Genomic DNA, 13,633 nt, shown 5'->3' with positions numbered 1-13,633 from the left:
ACCGACCTGAAAGGTCCCGTACTTCCCATGCCCGAGCTGGTGTTCTTCTCCGGAACGATGGACTGCGGAAAGAGCACTCTGGCTCTGCAAATCACCCACAACCGCTCGGCGCGCGGCCTGGTGGGCGTGATCTTCACACGCGACGACCGGGCGGGCGAGGGCAAGCTGTCCTCCCGCCTCGGCCTGGTGACGGAGGCCGTCGAGGCCGCCGAGGGCATGGACCTGTACGCGTACCTGGTCTCCGAGCTCTCCAAGGGCGGCAAGGCCGACTACGTGATCGTGGACGAGGCCCAGTTCCTGGCCCCGGCCCAGATCGACCAGCTCGCCCGCATCGTCGACGACCTGGACATGGACGTCTTCGCCTTCGGCATCACCACGGACTTCCGCACCAAGCTCTTCCCCGGCTCGCAGCGGCTGATCGAGCTGGCGGACCGCCTGGAGCAGCTCCAGGTCGAGGCCCTGTGCTGGTGCGGCGCCCGCGCCACCCACAACGCCCGGACGGTGGGCGGCGAGATGGTAGTCGAGGGCGCCCAGGTGGTGGTCGGCGACGTCAACCGCCCGGCGGAGGAGATCGGCTACGAGGTCCTCTGCCGCCGCCACCACCGCCGCCGCATGACCTCCGCCGCGGCCCACGCGAGCGCCCTCTCCCCGGACGTCCTCCCGGTCAACCACGCCTGACCACCGCCGCCCCCGGCAGGTCCGGTGCCCGTCCTATGATGCGGTGATCATCATCGGCAGGGGGGCGAACCACATGCGCGCGAACGAACGATGGGCCTCGGCGCCGCCGCCGGCCCGGCAGCGGCGGCTGGGGTGTCTGGGGGTGGTGGTGGCTCCCCTGGTGGTGGTGCCGCTCGCCCTCGCCGCCCGGATCCACCGGCCCGTGCGCCCCGACCGGCTCGTCGACCCGGCCATCGAGCGGGCGCAGATCGCCCGGACCTCCATCGGCGTGCTGGCCACCCTCTGGCTGGTCTATGCCTACCCGCTGCGCGAGTCCGCCGGCGCGGTCGTCGAGGGCAAGATAGTCGAGATGGTCATGAGCGCCGGGATGCTCCTCGTCCTCGGGCCGATCGCGCTCACCGGCTTCGTGCTGAGCGCCCGGCGGCCCGGTCCCGCCTTCTACCGGGCGCGCCTGCGCGGTCCGCTGACCGCGCTCGGGGCGCTCTTCGGGACCGCCCTGCTGCTGTGGGCCAGCGTGCAGTTCGGGCCGGAGCTGCTGGGGCCGGCGGCGGGGCTGGTCACCCTGGTCCTGCTGCCGTTCGCCATCGCCTCGGCCGTGCTCTGCGTGCACCACACCTTCCGCACCGCCGACGTGCACGAGGTGCTGCCCCCGCTGATCTCGCCGGTGCTGGTGTGGTCGATGTGCGCGGTGCAGCTCTTCGACGCCCCGCCCGTGACCGCCCCGCCGGTGGTGCGGCTGCTGTTCCTGGCCGGGCCGCCGCTGTCGGTGACGGCCCTGTCGATGTGGGAGCTGCGCAGGCTGCGCGTGCGCTACGGGATCACCGTACGCGTGGCGCTCGGCCGGCCCCCGCGCCGTACGCCGTAGGGCTACTCCGGCGGCGCCGGGACCAGGCCGTCGGCCACCAGGCCCGCCATGACCGCCTGGCCCAGCGCCTGCACGGCGGACTGGGGGCGCACCATCACGGTGAACTCCTTGACCCGGCCCGCGTCGTCGAGCTGGAGCAGGTCGATCCCGTGGATCTGCTTCCCGCCCACCACGGCACGGAACGGCAGGATCACCGACGGCGCCTGCTCGCCGTCCGCGCCGGTCTCGGCCTCGCCCTCCAGCCGGCCGAGGTAGCGCAGGTCTTCGAAGACCCGCAGCAGGACCCCGAAGAGTCCCAGCACCATCGGCTTGCCCTCGAAGGGGACGAACTTCACCGGGCTGTAGAGGCGGATGTCCTCGGTGAACAGATCGTCCAGCGCGGCGAGATCGCGCTTCTCGATGGCCGTACGGAAGCGCTCGGCCGTCTCCCGGGTCGTCTCCCGAGCCGTCTCCTGCTCCATGGCCCCTCCTCGTTGTGATACTCAAGAATCTGACTAGTTACTTTTTTGAGTATGATGCCGAGACCGACGGCGAAAAGGAAGGGGGCGACGCAGCGATGGCCTTGAAGCACGCGGTGCTGGCGGCGCTGCTGGACGGCGAGTGCAGCGGGTACGAGCTGGCGAAGACCTTCGACATCGGCGTCGCGAACTTCTGGCACGCCCTGCCCCAGCAGCTGTACGCCGAGCTGGCCAAGCTGGAGAAGGACGGCCTGGTCGCGGGACGGCAGGTGGTCCAGGAGACCCGGCCCAACAAGCGGCTGTTCCACGTCACCGAGGCCGGCCGCGCCGAGCTGGAGTCCTTCGCCGAGGCTCCGGTGAAGGCCTCCTCCATCAGGGACGACCTCCTCGTCAAGGTCCAGAACGCCGACCGCATCGGCACCGCCCCCGTCATCGAACAGCTGGAGCAGCGGGCCGTCGCCGCCGACGCCAAGATCGAGCTGCTGCTCAAGATCCAGCGCAAGATGCGCGGCGAGGCCGACGAGGAGACGTACCTCCTGCACGGCGAACGCATCGGCGCGTACCTCACCTGCCAGCGCGGCCTGGCCTTCGAGCAGGGCCACCGGGACTGGTGCCGCCGCACCGCCACCGTACTGAGACAGAGGAGCAGCGCCCGTGCCGGCCACTGACCACCTGCGCTACGTCGCCCTCGGCGACAGCCAGACCGAAGGACTCGGCGACGGGGACGACACCGTCGGCCTGCGCGGCTTCGCCGACCGGTTCGCCGAGCACCTCGCCGCCGCCCACCCCGGCCTGCTCTACGCGAACCTGGCCGTCCGGGGCCGGACCGCCGCCCAGGTCCGCACCGGGCAGCTGGCCCCCGCCCTGGAGCTGCGCCCCGACCTGGCCACCGTCGTCGCCGGGGTCAACGACCTGCTGCGGCCCCGGTTCGAGGCGGCGCGGGTGGCGGGGGAGCTGGAGGACATGTTCGCGGCGCTCACCGCCACCGGGGCCCGGGTGGTCACCGTGACCTTCCCCGACGTGACGCGGCTCGTGCCCCTGGCCCGGCCGCTGGGCTCCCGGGTCGTCGCGCTCAACGACCACATCCGCGCGGCCGCCGCCCGGCACGGCGTCCTGGTCTGCGAGACGGGCCGCGAGGCCGTCTCCACCGACCCCCGGCTGTGGGCCCCGGACCGGCTCCACGCCAGTCCGCTCGGCCACGCCCGGATCGCCGCCGCCCTCGCGCGGACGCTGGACCTGCCCGGCAGCGACGACACCTGGTCCAGCCCCCTGCCGCCCCGCCCCGCCCGCACCCCCGTCCAGGCCGTCGCGGCCGAACTGGGCTGGGCGGCCGGCTTCCTCGGCCCCTGGCTCGGCCGCCGCCTGCGCGGCACCTCATCCGGCGACGGCCGCACCGCCAAGCGGCCCGCGCTCCTGCCCCTCACCGCCGCCTAGGCGGTCTGGATCAGGCTGAACACCGCTCCCTCGGGGTCGGTGACCGTCGCGGTCCGCCCGTCCGGCCCGTCGTGCGGCGGGGCGACGACACCGCCGCCCAGCGCGGCCACCTTGGCGGCGGCCGCGTCCGTATCCTCGACCGCGAAGTACGTCATCCAGTGCGGCCCCCGGTCGTGCGGCAGCGACCGGCCGACCCCGCGCACGGCGGCGACGGGCCGCCCGTCCAGACGCAGCGTCAGGTGGTCGAAGTCGACGGAGGCCCCGGCGTGCCGCTCGGCCTCGTGGCCGAAGACGTGCTGGTAGAACTTGGCGACCGTCGAGGCCTCCTGGGTGACCAGCTCGTTCCACACCGGGCTGCCCGGTGCCCCCTGGCGCCGGGTGTCCCACTGCGCCCCGGCCTGCCAGATGCCGAAGATCGCGCCCAGCGGGTCGGAGCAGATCGCCACCCGGCCCGCCGCCCCCGCGTCCAGCGGGCCCACCGCCACGGTGCCGCCGCAGGAGCGGATCGCCTCGGCGGTGACATCGGCATCGTCCGTGGCGAAGTACGTCGTCCAGGAGACCGGCAGGTGCCGGTCCGGCGGCATCTCGCCGATGCCGGCCACCTCCTGGCCGTCGAGGAAGGCCCGGATGTACGGGCCGAGCTGGGCGGGGCCCGGCTCGTACTCCCAGCCGAAGAGGTCGGCGTAGAAGTCCTCGGTGCTCCCCAGGCCGTGCACCATCAGGCTCACCCAGCACGGTGTGCCGGGCGGGCGCCGTGAAGCCCCCGCTGCCTCGGTCATGTCAGCCTTCTCCTCCGTCGTGGCCCGTTCTCCCCCGCAGATGCTTCCACTCCGGGGCGCCCGCCGCGCCCCGACCGGCCGGGTGATGAGGGCCCGGGACAGAGATGACCGAATCACTGCGGCCCGTCGATGTCCGGCTCGTTACACGGCCCTGGAGCGGGGGAGGAAGATGGGCCCATGACTGCGATCCTCTCGGCCTCCGAACTGAAGAGCGAGCTGGCCGGCTCCCGCCCGCCGGTCCTCCTGGACATCCGCTGGCAGCTGGGCGGCCCCGACCAGCGCCCCGCCTACGAGGCGGGCCACCTGCCCGGCGCCGTGTACGTCGACCTGGACCGCGAACTGGCAGGTCCGCCCGGGTCGGGCGGCCGCCACCCGCTGCCGGATCCGGAAGCCTTCGGTGCCGTGATGCGCCGGGCCGGGGTCCGCGCCGGCGAGCCCGTGGTCGTGTACGACGGCGGTCAGGGCTGGGCCGCCGCGCGCGCCTGGTGGCTGCTGCGCTGGACGGGTCACGCGGCGGTGCGCGTGCTGGACGGCGGCCTGGCCGCGTGGACGGCGGAGGGCGGCGCGGTGACCGCCGACGCGCCGGCACCGGCGGAGGGCGATTTCAAGCCAAACCCGGGGGCGTCGGGTCTGCTCGACGCGGACGCGGCCGCCGCGCTGGCCCGTTCCGGACTCCTGCTCGACGCACGCGCGGGCGAGCGCTACCGGGGAGAGGTGGAGCCGATCGACCCGGTCGGCGGCCACATCCCGGGCGCGGTGTCGGCCCCGACCACGGAGAACGTCGGGGCGGACGGCAGGTTCCTGCCCGCCGACGCCCTGCGCGCCCGCTTCGCCGCCCTGGGCGCGGAGCAGGACACCGCGGTCGGCGTCTACTGCGGATCGGGGGTCTCGGGCGCGCACGAAGTGCTGGCCCTGGAGGTGGCGGGCATCCCGGCGGCCCTGTACGCGGGCAGCTGGTCGCACTGGTCCTCGGACCCGGAGCGTCCCGTGGCCACGGGCCCGAACCCCTGACGGGACCGGGCGGCCGGCACCCGGCGGCGCCCCGCGGAGGGGGCGCCGCCGGACCGGGCTACTCCTGCTTCTTGCGCCGGGTGCCGAAGACGATCTCGTCCCAGCTGGGCACCGCCGCGCGGCGCCCCGGACGGACCCCGTCGGCCTCGGCCTGACGGTCCGTCGTCCCGGTCAGCCGGTCGCGGTGGCCCGCCACGGTACGCGGCATCAGCACGTCCGCGTACGCCGTACCGGCTCCGGCCGACGCGGCCGCCGCCGGGGGTTCCTCGCTCTCCGGCTCCTCCGCCGGGAGATCGGCGCGCTCGGTGCGGTCCGGGACCACCAGGTCGCCCCGGAAGCTCGGTACGGCCTCCAGCAGGCTGGTCAGCGTGTCCCGTTCCTCCTCGGGCTCCGGCGGAGCGGGCGGGACGGGACGTTCCATCTGCCGGTCGAGCGCGCGGTCCAGCGGGCGGTCGCGCGGCAGCCGGGCGATCCGCGGCACGAAGGGGAAGCTGGGCTCCGGGGTCGACGGCAGGTCGTCCGACTCGCCGATCAGCGAGCGGGCCTCGTCGTCGACCGCGACGACCAGCCGGCGCGGCGGGTCGTACGTCCAGCTCGCGGAGTGCATTTCGGCCGCGACCCGGTAGACCAGGAGGACCTCCCAGGTGCCGTCGTCGCGGCGCCACGAGTCCCACTGGACGGAGTCCTTGTCGGCGCCGCGCAGCGTGAGCCGCTCCTGCACGGCCTCGCCGAGCTGGGGTCCGGTGTTCTCGCCGGGGCGGCGTACGGGGGTCTTGCGGGCCCGCTCCGCCATGAAGGCGCGCTCGGCCAGCACGGGGCCCTCGAAGCGGCGGACCCGGTCGACCGGGATGCCGGCGAGCTGGGCGACCTCCTCCGCGGAGGCACCGGCCCGTATGCGGGCCTGGATGTCGCGGGGGCGGAGGTGGCTCTCCACCTCGATCTCGATCTGGTTCAGGCGCGCGCGGTCATTGCGCACGGCAGCCCGCAGCCGCTCGTCGATCGGAAGCGTGTACTCCGTGCTGTCCGCAGCCTTGAGCACCAGTCGTGTTCCGTCATTGGAGACGGCCACGACACGCAGTTCGGGCATGGGGACCTCCCGGGTGGTGCCTGCCGACGTCACGTGCGTCGCTGCTTCCGCTAGTCGAGTGTGGCCTGCCCGGGTGCAGCCTGCCACAACCTTGCCGAGTTAAACCGGCGTGTCGGGCATGCGCCCTTGATCGACGTTATGGCACGGTTACCTGTTGGGCACGCACAGTGACCGCTTGATTACTGTGCGCAGCAGGAGCCCGTGCGATACCGCGGCATCACCGGTCTTGAGTGCCGTTTTTCCATCAGCCGGCCCCCTCTCCCGAGTCCGGACATCCGTAAGGAAGGACGGCCCCAGGGCTCGCCACAGTACTCCATTCGGGCCACCTGGGTGGACCGCCGCGCCGCCGAACTTGTCCCGGGCGGCGGGAGTTGGCCTGCCCGGAATCGGGTCCGCATCCGGGCCCACCTGCGCGCGCACCCCGTTTCGGGTGTCCTGCTTCACAGAATCCCCGTATCCGGAACTATCCGTTTCGCTCAGGGGTCAGTAACTGCTGGAAGAGGAGAAGCGCGAGAGGCGGGACACACAGGGGATGGCGATGGGTCAGAAGACGGGACAGGAAGCCGGACCGGAGAACTCCGGGGGCGGGAAACTCGATCTGAGCGTGACCCAGATCGCGGGCACCTCCCTCGCCACCGTCGCGGCGGCCCTCCTCGCCTCGAAGCTCGGCGTCTACGGGACCATCCTCGGGGCCGGCGTCGTCAGCGTGGTCGCCACCGCGGGCGGGCCCGTCATCCAGCACCTCTTCCGGCGCACCGGCGACCAGCTGCGCGAGAGCGCCCGCCCCAGGGGCCGTCAGGCACCCCCGGCCGAGGAGACGGCCTCGCCCGCGCACCCGGCCCCGCCCTCGGGGGAGTTCGGGACGGCCACCGTGCACGGCACGCGCGTACGGGGCTGGAAGCGCACGGCGGTGGCCTCCGGGGCGGCCTTCGCCCTCGCCATCGGCGGACTCGGGACCTACGAGGCCGTCGCGGGCACCTCGGTCAGCAGCGACGGCGCGACCCTCCTGTCCGGAGGTGTCCGCAAGGCCGCCGACCACCGGCCCTCCTCCACGGAGGACGGCCGGGAGGGCACCGGGAAGGGCGAGCGCGGGGAGAAGGGCGGGAAGACCCCCGGGTCCGGGGCCTCCCCGAGCTCCTCGCCGTCCCACGCAGGCCGCAGCCCGGCGCCGGACCTGACCCCCTCGGGCGGGACGACGCGGGAGCCGACCCCCTCGAAGCCCGCCCCGGATCCCGATCGGAGCCCCACCCCCGGCGAACCGGGAACGGGCGGCACCACCCAGGCCCCGGGCACCGGCACCGGCACCGGCACCGGCACCGGCACCGGCACCGGCACGGGGTCCGGCACCGGCCAGGAGTCCCCGGCCGCGCCCTGACCCGGACTCAGGCGCCCAGTACCCGCCGCAGGTAGTCGTTGCCGAACACCCGGTCCGGGTCCAGTCGGTCGCGCAGCGCCGTGAACTCCCCGAAGCGCGGGTAGACCCCGGCGAGGTACTCGGCGTCCCGGGTGTGCACCTTGCCCCAGTGCGGCCGTCCGCCGTGCGCGGTGAAGATCTGCTCGGCCGCCGTGAAGTAGGCCTGGTACGGGGTGCCCTTGTACATGTGCACCGCTATGTAGGCGGTCTCCCGCCCCGAGGCCGTGGAGAGGGTGATGTCGTCGGCCGGGGCCGTGCGCACCTCCACCGGGAAGCTGATCCGCAGGCCGGAGCGGTCGACCATGGCCTTGAGCTCCCGCAGCGCCTCGACGACGCGCTCGCGCGGGAGGGCGTACTCCATCTCCACGAACCGCACCCGGCGCGGGCTGGTGAACACCTTGTACGGGATGTCGGTGTAGGTGCGCGCCGACAGGGCGCGGCTGGCGATCCGGGCGATGGAGGGGATGGTCGCCGGGACCGCGCGGCCCAGGGAGTTGACGGCCTGGAAGAGGCCGTTGGACAGCAGCTCGTCCTCGACCCAGGCGCTCACGGCCCCGGGCGGGGCGGCCGGTCCCTGGCTGCGGTTGTTCCGCTTGGTGTTGCAGTTGCCGGTGTGCGGGAACCAGTAGAACTCGAAGTGCTCGTTCTCCGCGACGTGCTGGTCGAACTCGGCGGTCACCCGGTCGAAGCCCATCGGCTCCTCACGGGCGGTCAGGAGGAAGAGCGGCTCCACCGCGAAGGTGATCGAGGTGACGATGCCGAGGGCCCCGATGCCGAGCCGGGCGGCCGCGAAGACCTCGGGATTCTCCTTCTCGGAGCAGCTCAGCAGCGTGCCGTCGGCCGTGACCAGCTCCAGGCCGCGGATCTGGGCGGCTATGGAGGCCGAGTCGCGGCCGGTGCCGTGCGTGCCGGTGCTGGTGGCGCCGGAGACCGTCTGCTCCATGATGTCGCCCATGTTCGTGAGCGACAGTCCCTGTGCGGCCAGGGCCCGGTTGAGGTCCTTCAGGACCGTTCCGGCCCCCACCGTGACGGTGCCCGCGGTCCGGTCCACGGACCGGATGCCCGCCAGGGCCTGGGGGCGTACGAGCACCCCGTCGGTGGCGGCGGCCGCGGTGAAGGAGTGGCCGGTGCCGACCGCCTTCACCCGCAGCCCGTCCCCGGCGGCCCGGCGGACCGCCTCCTGGAGCTCCCCGACCGAGGCCGGGGCCACCACGCGGACCGGGGTGGCGGTGACGTTCCCCGCCCAGTTACGCCACCCGGTCGCCCCGCTGTTCTTCCGTGCTGTCGCCGTCCCCATCGGTTGCTGGCTCCTCCCCTTGCGCCGGCCTCGTCAACCGGCGGTATCCCGCGAACGCCACCGCCGCCGCGGCGGCCCCCGCCGAGAGGGAGACGACGTACCCGCGGCTCGCGCCGGCGGCGTCGATGACCAGGCCGGTCACCGAGGAGCCGAGCGCGACGCCGACCGCGAGGCCGGTGCTGATCCAGGTCATGCCCTCGGTCAGCTTCGCGCGTGGTACGTGCGCCTCGATCAGGGCCATCGTGGTGATCATCGTGGGAGCGATGGCGAGGCCCGAGACGAAGAGCGCCACGGCCAGAAACGGAAGGTTCCCGGCCAGTAGGAGGGGGATCATACTCACGGCCATCGCACAGATGCCCAGTACCCAGCGGCGTTCGGCCTTGCCCTTGAGGTGCAGCAGGCCGAAGACGATTCCGGCGATACAGGACCCCGCCGCCCAGATCGCCAGGATGAAGCTGGCGGCGGACTTGCTGCCCTGCTCCTCGGCGAAGGCCAGGGTGGACACGTCGATGGAGCCGAAGATCGCGCCGGTCGCCACGAAGGTCGCCGCCAGGACCTGCAGGCCGGGGGAGCGCAGGGCCGAGGTGCGAACGGCTCCCTCCTCGCGCGGGTGCGGGGCGGGCTCGGTGGAGCGCTGCGCGGTGAGGATCCAGACGCCGACGAGCAGGCAGACGGCCGCGATCAGAGGTCCGGCCTCCGGGAACCAGGTGGTGGAGAGCCCGATGGCGAGGATCGGGCCGAAGATGAAGCAGACCTCGTCCACCACGGACTCGAAGGAGTACGCGGTGTGCAGTTCGCGCGGGGAGTCCCGGTAGATCACGGTCCAGCGGGCGCGGATCATCGAGCCGACGCTGGGCACGCAGCCCGCGATCGCCGCGAAGAGGAACAGCGTCCAGTCCGGGAGGCCGTTCGCGGCGGCCAGCAGCAGTCCGGCGACGGCGCCGACGGATATCAGGGTCGCGGGGCGCAGGACCCGCCGCTGCCCGTACTGGTCGACGAGACGGGAGACCTGGGGGCCGATGAAGGCGGCGGCGAGGGCCAGGGTGCCGGTCAGGGCGCTGGCCATGGCGTAGCGGCCGGTGATCTCGGAGATCATCGTCAGGATGCCGACGCCCACCATGGAGATCGGCAGCCGGCCTATGAGGCCGGCGGCGCTGAACCCTTTGGTGCCGGGGGCCGCGAAGATCGCGCGGTAGGGACTGGGCAAGGTCTCTCCGTAAGGGACGTCGATGGCCCATACAGGTTACGGCCGCCGAACGGCACCCGCACGGGGCCGGACGCTTGGGCGCGCGGCCGGACATTCGAACTTAGGGTCACCTTACCTGTGGCGCGTCCGGCATACGGACCGGGTGGTTCTCCCGCGCGGACGCCTGGTGGCAGGATCGAGGCATGTCAGACCAGCTCCGTGCCCCCGAAGCGCCCGTGGCCGAAGGCCTCGCCGCCCCCTACGACGCCCTCCTGCTGCTGTCCTTCGGCGGCCCCGAGGGACCCGACGACGTCGTGCCGTTCCTGGAGAACGTCACGCGCGGGCGCGGCATCCCGCGCGAGCGGCTCAAGGAGGTCGGGCAGCACTACTTCGGCTTCGGCGGGGTCAGCCCCATCAACGGCCAGAACCGCGAGCTGCTCGACGCCCTGCGCAAGGACTTCGCCGGGCACGGGCTGGACCTGCCGGTCTACTGGGGCAACCGCAACTGGGCCCCGTACCTGACCGACGTGCTGCGCGAGATGGCCGCCGACGGCCGCCGCCGCATCGCCGTCCTGGCGACCAGCGCCTACGCCTCCTACTCGGGCTGCCGCCAGTACCGCGAGAACCTCGCCGACGCCCTGGCCGCGCTGGCCGCGGAGGGCGTCACCGAGCTGCCCCGGGTGGACAAGCTCCGGCACTACTTCAACCACCCCGGCTTCGTCCAGCCCATGATCGACGGGGTGCTCGCCTCGCTGGCCGGGCTGCCCGAGGAGGTCCGCGAGGGCGCGCACCTGGTCTTCACCACCCACTCCATCCCGACCGCCGCCGCCGACACCTCCGGCCCCGTCGAGGAGCACGGCGAGGGCGGTGCGTACGTCGCGCAGCACCTGGACGTCGCCCGGGTCGTCGCGGACGCGGTCCGGGCGGAGACGGGCACGGAGCGGCCCTGGGAGCTCGTCTACCAGTCGCGCAGCGGCGCCCCGCACATCCCCTGGCTGGAGCCGGACATCTGCGACCACCTGGAGGCCCTGCACGCCGCCGGGGCCCCGGCGGCCGTGATGGTCCCCATCGGCTTCGTCTCCGACCACATGGAGGTCCTGTACGACCTCGACACGGAGGCGACGGCGAAGGCCGCCGAGCTGGGCCTGCCGATCGCCCGCTCCGCGACGGTCGGCGCGGACCCGCGGTTCGCCGGGGCCGTACGCGACCTCGTGCTGGAGCGGGCCGCCGCCGAGCGCGGGGAGCCGCTCGAGCGGTGCGCGCTCGGGCTGCTCGGGGCGAGCCAGGACCTCTGCGCCGTGGGCTGCTGCCCGGCGCGGGCCCCCCGCCCGGCGGCCGCGGGCGCCGACAGCCCGTACGCGTAGGGTGCGGATCCGTGACTTCTGAAGACGTGATCACCGAGGACCTGAAGGCCGAACTGCTGGACGTGGGCCTGGAGGCCGCACGGCAGGCCGGGGAGCTGCTGCGCGACGGCAGGCCGGGCGACCTGGCGGTCGCCGCGACCAAGTCGAGCCCCATCGACGTGGTGACCGAGATGGACATCGCGGCCGAGAAGCTGATCACCGGCATCCTCGCCGAACGGCGGCCGCACGACGGGCTGCTCGGCGAGGAGGGCGCGGACGTCGCCGGCACCAGCGGGGTGCGCTGGATCGTCGACCCGCTCGACGGCACCGTCAACTACCTCTACGGCCTGCCGAGCTGGGGCGTCTCCATCGCCGCCCAGTACCGGGGCGAGACGGTGGTGGGCGTGGTCGCGGCCCCGATGCGCGGGGAGACGTACCGCGCCGTCCTCGGCGGCGGGGCCTGGCGGGGCGGGGTGCGGCTGGCGTGCCGGCCCGCCGCACCGCTGGACCAGGCGCTGATCGGCACCGGGTTCGGGTACGTGCAGACCCGGCGGGCCCGCCAGGCCGAGGTGGCCGCGCGGATCATCCCGCTGGTCCGGGACATCCGGCGCGGCGGCTCGGCGGCGCTCGACCTGTGCGACGTGGCGGCCGGGCGCCTGGACGGCTACTACGAGCGCGGGCTGAACCCCTGGGACCTGGCGGCGGGCGACCTGATCGCCCGGGAGGCGGGCGCCCTGACCGGCGGGCGGCCCGGGCTGCCGGCCTCGGGGGAACTGGTCCTCGCGGCCTCCCCGGCCGTGTTCGCCTCGCTCCAGCCGCTGCTGGAGGAGGCCGGGGCCTGGCACGACTGACGCCGGCGGGCGCGGGCACGACGAGGGACCCCGGCAGCCCTGAGGGGCGGCCGGGGTCCGGTCCGTGCGCGTGTTCGGGTCGTGCGGGGGTGTGGTGGTACGGGTGCTGCGGTGCTGCGGAGTTCAGGTGCTCGGTGCTCGGGTCAGGCCGCGGAGACCGGTACGCCGTGTTCTGCGGCGAGGCGCTGGAGGTCTTCCAGCTCGGCCTGTTCCACATCCGCGAGGTAGTCGTCGCCCGTCTCACGGGCCTTGCTGAGGTCCGACTGCGTGGCTTTGATGCGCTGCAGGAGACCCGTGGTGAATGCGTCCATGGTGGGTGCGCCCCCTCTTCATGGGTCGGCGGCGGGTGAGCACGTGGCAGTCCGCCGTCAGGGAGTGGCTGGGGTGTTCTGTCGTCCTCCCCGGCCCCCCGGCCCCAGAAACCTCGTGAGGCGAGGGAATCCTCACTTCCCTCCCGCACACCTGTCCCGAGAGGCCCCCAAGGGCGCCTTACAGCCGGTTTACGGCCGAAACCGGCAGGATGGACGCGCCATACACGTGTGCCCTTCTGGGCTCGAAGGAAGGAAACGACGTGCGCGTACTCGTCGTCGAGGACGAGCAGCTGCTCGCCGATGCGGTGGCCACCGGCCTGCGCCGGGAGGCCATGGCCGTGGACGTCGTGTACGACGGCGCCGCCGCCCTGGAGCGCGTCGGGGTGAACGACTACGACGTGGTCGTGCTCGACCGGGACCTTCCGCTGGTGCACGGTGACGACGTCTGCCGCAAGATCGTCGAGCTCGGCATGCCCACCCGGGTGCTCATGCTGACCGCCTCCGGCGATGTGAGCGACCGGGTCGAGGGGCTGGAGCTGGGGGCGGACGACTACCTGCCCAAGCCCTTCGCCTTCACCGAGCTGACCGCCCGGGTCCGGGCGCTCGGCCGGCGTACGACCGTCGCGCTGCCCCCCGTCCTGGAGCGGGCCGGCATCAAGCTGGACCCGAACCGGCGCGAGGTCTTCCGCGAGGGCCGGGAGGTGCAGCTGGCGCCCAAGGAGTTCGCGGTGCTGGAGGTGCTCATGCGCAGCGAGGGGACCGTGGTCTCCGCGGAACAGCTGCTGGAGAAGGCCTGGGACGAGAACACCGACCCGTTCACCAACGTGGTCCGGGTGACCGTCATGACCCTGCGCCGCAAGCTCGGTGAGCCGCCCGTCATCGTCACCGTGCCCGGTTCCGGATACCGGATCTGACGAGG

General features: G+C 73.4%; 15 protein-coding genes. 9 read left to right on the top strand and 6 right to left on the bottom strand.

Features of this window, described 5'->3' with window-relative positions:
- Positions 1–27 precede the first annotated feature (27 nt).
- Positions 28–678 (top strand): thymidine kinase, encoded by a 651-nt coding sequence (locus OOK31_RS08290; RefSeq protein WP_267011686.1) that lies wholly within the window; start codon positions 28–30, stop codon positions 676–678.
- A 73-nt stretch (positions 679–751) separates the two neighbouring features.
- Positions 752–1,543, top strand: a complete 792-nt coding sequence (locus OOK31_RS08285) for a hypothetical protein (RefSeq protein WP_267011685.1) — start codon at positions 752–754, stop codon at positions 1,541–1,543.
- Between the two features lie 2 nt (positions 1,544–1,545).
- Here the strand turns inward: OOK31_RS08285 and OOK31_RS08280 are convergent, their stop codons facing one another.
- Positions 1,546–2,004 (bottom strand): nuclear transport factor 2 family protein, encoded by a 459-nt coding sequence (locus tag OOK31_RS08280; RefSeq protein WP_267011684.1) that lies wholly within the window; start codon positions 2,002–2,004, stop codon positions 1,546–1,548.
- A 95-nt stretch (positions 2,005–2,099) separates the two neighbouring features.
- On the opposite strand from OOK31_RS08280, the gene OOK31_RS08275 reads away from it, so the two are divergent.
- Positions 2,100–2,669 carry a PadR family transcriptional regulator gene (locus OOK31_RS08275; RefSeq protein ID WP_267011683.1) on the top strand — a complete coding sequence of 190 codons (570 nt, stop codon included), beginning with the start codon at positions 2,100–2,102 and terminating at the stop codon, positions 2,667–2,669.
- Positions 2,656–3,435 (top strand): SGNH/GDSL hydrolase family protein, encoded by a 780-nt coding sequence (locus OOK31_RS08270; protein ID WP_267011682.1) that lies wholly within the window; start codon positions 2,656–2,658, stop codon positions 3,433–3,435. The genes OOK31_RS08275 and OOK31_RS08270 overlap by 14 nt, the downstream gene beginning before the upstream one ends.
- Here OOK31_RS08270 and OOK31_RS08265 read toward each other — a convergent pair.
- On the bottom strand, positions 3,432–4,214 hold the full coding sequence (locus OOK31_RS08265; protein WP_267011681.1) for a VOC family protein: 783 nt from the start codon (positions 4,212–4,214) through the stop codon (positions 3,432–3,434). The two genes, OOK31_RS08270 and OOK31_RS08265, sit on opposite strands and share 4 nt — an antisense overlap.
- Before the next feature lie 177 nt (positions 4,215–4,391).
- On the opposite strand from OOK31_RS08265, the gene OOK31_RS08260 reads away from it, so the two are divergent.
- On the top strand, positions 4,392–5,225 hold the full coding sequence (locus OOK31_RS08260) for a sulfurtransferase (RefSeq protein WP_267011680.1): 834 nt from the start codon (positions 4,392–4,394) through the stop codon (positions 5,223–5,225).
- Between the two features lie 58 nt (positions 5,226–5,283).
- Here the strand turns inward: OOK31_RS08260 and sepH are convergent, their stop codons facing one another.
- Positions 5,284–6,312 (bottom strand): septation protein SepH, encoded by a 1,029-nt coding sequence (gene sepH / locus OOK31_RS08255; RefSeq protein ID WP_267011679.1) that lies wholly within the window; start codon positions 6,310–6,312, stop codon positions 5,284–5,286.
- Between the two features lie 538 nt (positions 6,313–6,850).
- Between sepH and OOK31_RS08250 the strand changes: the two genes are divergently transcribed.
- Positions 6,851–7,687 carry a hypothetical protein gene (locus tag OOK31_RS08250; RefSeq protein ID WP_267011678.1) on the top strand — a complete coding sequence of 279 codons (837 nt, stop codon included), beginning with the start codon at positions 6,851–6,853 and terminating at the stop codon, positions 7,685–7,687.
- 7 nt (positions 7,688–7,694) lie between these two features.
- On the opposite strand, the gene OOK31_RS08245 is transcribed toward OOK31_RS08250, so the two are convergent.
- On the bottom strand, positions 7,695–9,023 hold the full coding sequence (locus tag OOK31_RS08245) for a D-arabinono-1,4-lactone oxidase (protein WP_267011677.1): 1,329 nt from the start codon (positions 9,021–9,023) through the stop codon (positions 7,695–7,697).
- Entirely contained in the window at positions 8,974–10,230 is a 1,257-nt protein-coding gene (locus OOK31_RS08240) for an MFS transporter (RefSeq protein ID WP_267011676.1), read from the bottom strand. Before OOK31_RS08240 ends, OOK31_RS08245 begins: the two co-directional genes overlap by 50 nt.
- 182 nt (positions 10,231–10,412) lie before the next feature.
- On the opposite strand from OOK31_RS08240, the gene OOK31_RS08235 reads away from it, so the two are divergent.
- Together OOK31_RS08235 and OOK31_RS08230 are read left to right on the top strand one after the other, a co-directional pair.
- Complete coding sequence (locus OOK31_RS08235) at positions 10,413–11,573, top strand: ferrochelatase (protein WP_267011675.1); 1,161 nt, start codon at positions 10,413–10,415, stop codon at positions 11,571–11,573.
- Positions 11,574–11,602: 29 nt separating this feature from the next.
- Positions 11,603–12,403: an inositol monophosphatase family protein gene (locus OOK31_RS08230; protein ID WP_267011868.1), complete on the top strand. Its 801-nt coding sequence runs from the start codon at positions 11,603–11,605 to the stop codon at positions 12,401–12,403.
- Positions 12,404–12,546: 143 nt separating this feature from the next.
- On the opposite strand, the gene OOK31_RS08225 is transcribed toward OOK31_RS08230, so the two are convergent.
- Positions 12,547–12,714: a hypothetical protein gene (locus OOK31_RS08225; protein WP_267011674.1), complete on the bottom strand. Its 168-nt coding sequence runs from the start codon at positions 12,712–12,714 to the stop codon at positions 12,547–12,549.
- Between the two features lie 260 nt (positions 12,715–12,974).
- On the opposite strand from OOK31_RS08225, the gene OOK31_RS08220 reads away from it, so the two are divergent.
- Positions 12,975–13,628: a response regulator transcription factor gene (locus OOK31_RS08220; RefSeq protein ID WP_030036265.1), complete on the top strand. Its 654-nt coding sequence runs from the start codon at positions 12,975–12,977 to the stop codon at positions 13,626–13,628.
- Positions 13,629–13,633 lie beyond the last annotated feature (5 nt).

The organism is Streptomyces sp. NBC_00249 (assembly GCF_026342355.1).
Taxonomy (GTDB): Bacteria; Actinomycetota; Actinomycetes; order Streptomycetales; family Streptomycetaceae; genus Streptomyces.
Note: the sequence above shows the minus strand (reverse complement) of the source record. Positions and strands in the feature narration are given on the sequence as shown.

Bases quoted from the DNA above. Each gene is read 5' to 3' on its own strand.
- OOK31_RS08290 (WP_267011686.1), top strand. From the start codon at position 28: ATGCCCGAGCTGGTGTTCTTCTCCGGAACGATGGACTGCGGAAAGAGC.
- OOK31_RS08285 (WP_267011685.1), top strand. From the start codon at position 752: ATGCGCGCGAACGAACGATGGGCCTCGGCGCCGCCGCCGGCCCGGCAG.
- OOK31_RS08280 (WP_267011684.1), bottom strand. From the start codon at position 2,004: ATGGAGCAGGAGACGGCTCGGGAGACGACCCGGGAGACGGCCGAGCGC.
- OOK31_RS08275 (WP_267011683.1), top strand. From the start codon at position 2,100: ATGGCCTTGAAGCACGCGGTGCTGGCGGCGCTGCTGGACGGCGAGTGC.
- OOK31_RS08265 (WP_267011681.1), bottom strand. From the start codon at position 4,214: ATGACCGAGGCAGCGGGGGCTTCACGGCGCCCGCCCGGCACACCGTGC.
- OOK31_RS08260 (WP_267011680.1), top strand. From the start codon at position 4,392: ATGACTGCGATCCTCTCGGCCTCCGAACTGAAGAGCGAGCTGGCCGGC.
- sepH (WP_267011679.1), bottom strand. From the start codon at position 6,312: ATGCCCGAACTGCGTGTCGTGGCCGTCTCCAATGACGGAACACGACTG.
- OOK31_RS08250 (WP_267011678.1), top strand. From the start codon at position 6,851: ATGGGTCAGAAGACGGGACAGGAAGCCGGACCGGAGAACTCCGGGGGC.
- OOK31_RS08245 (WP_267011677.1), bottom strand. From the start codon at position 9,023: ATGGGGACGGCGACAGCACGGAAGAACAGCGGGGCGACCGGGTGGCGT.
- OOK31_RS08235 (WP_267011675.1), top strand. From the start codon at position 10,413: ATGTCAGACCAGCTCCGTGCCCCCGAAGCGCCCGTGGCCGAAGGCCTC.
- OOK31_RS08225 (WP_267011674.1), bottom strand. From the start codon at position 12,714: ATGGACGCATTCACCACGGGTCTCCTGCAGCGCATCAAAGCCACGCAG.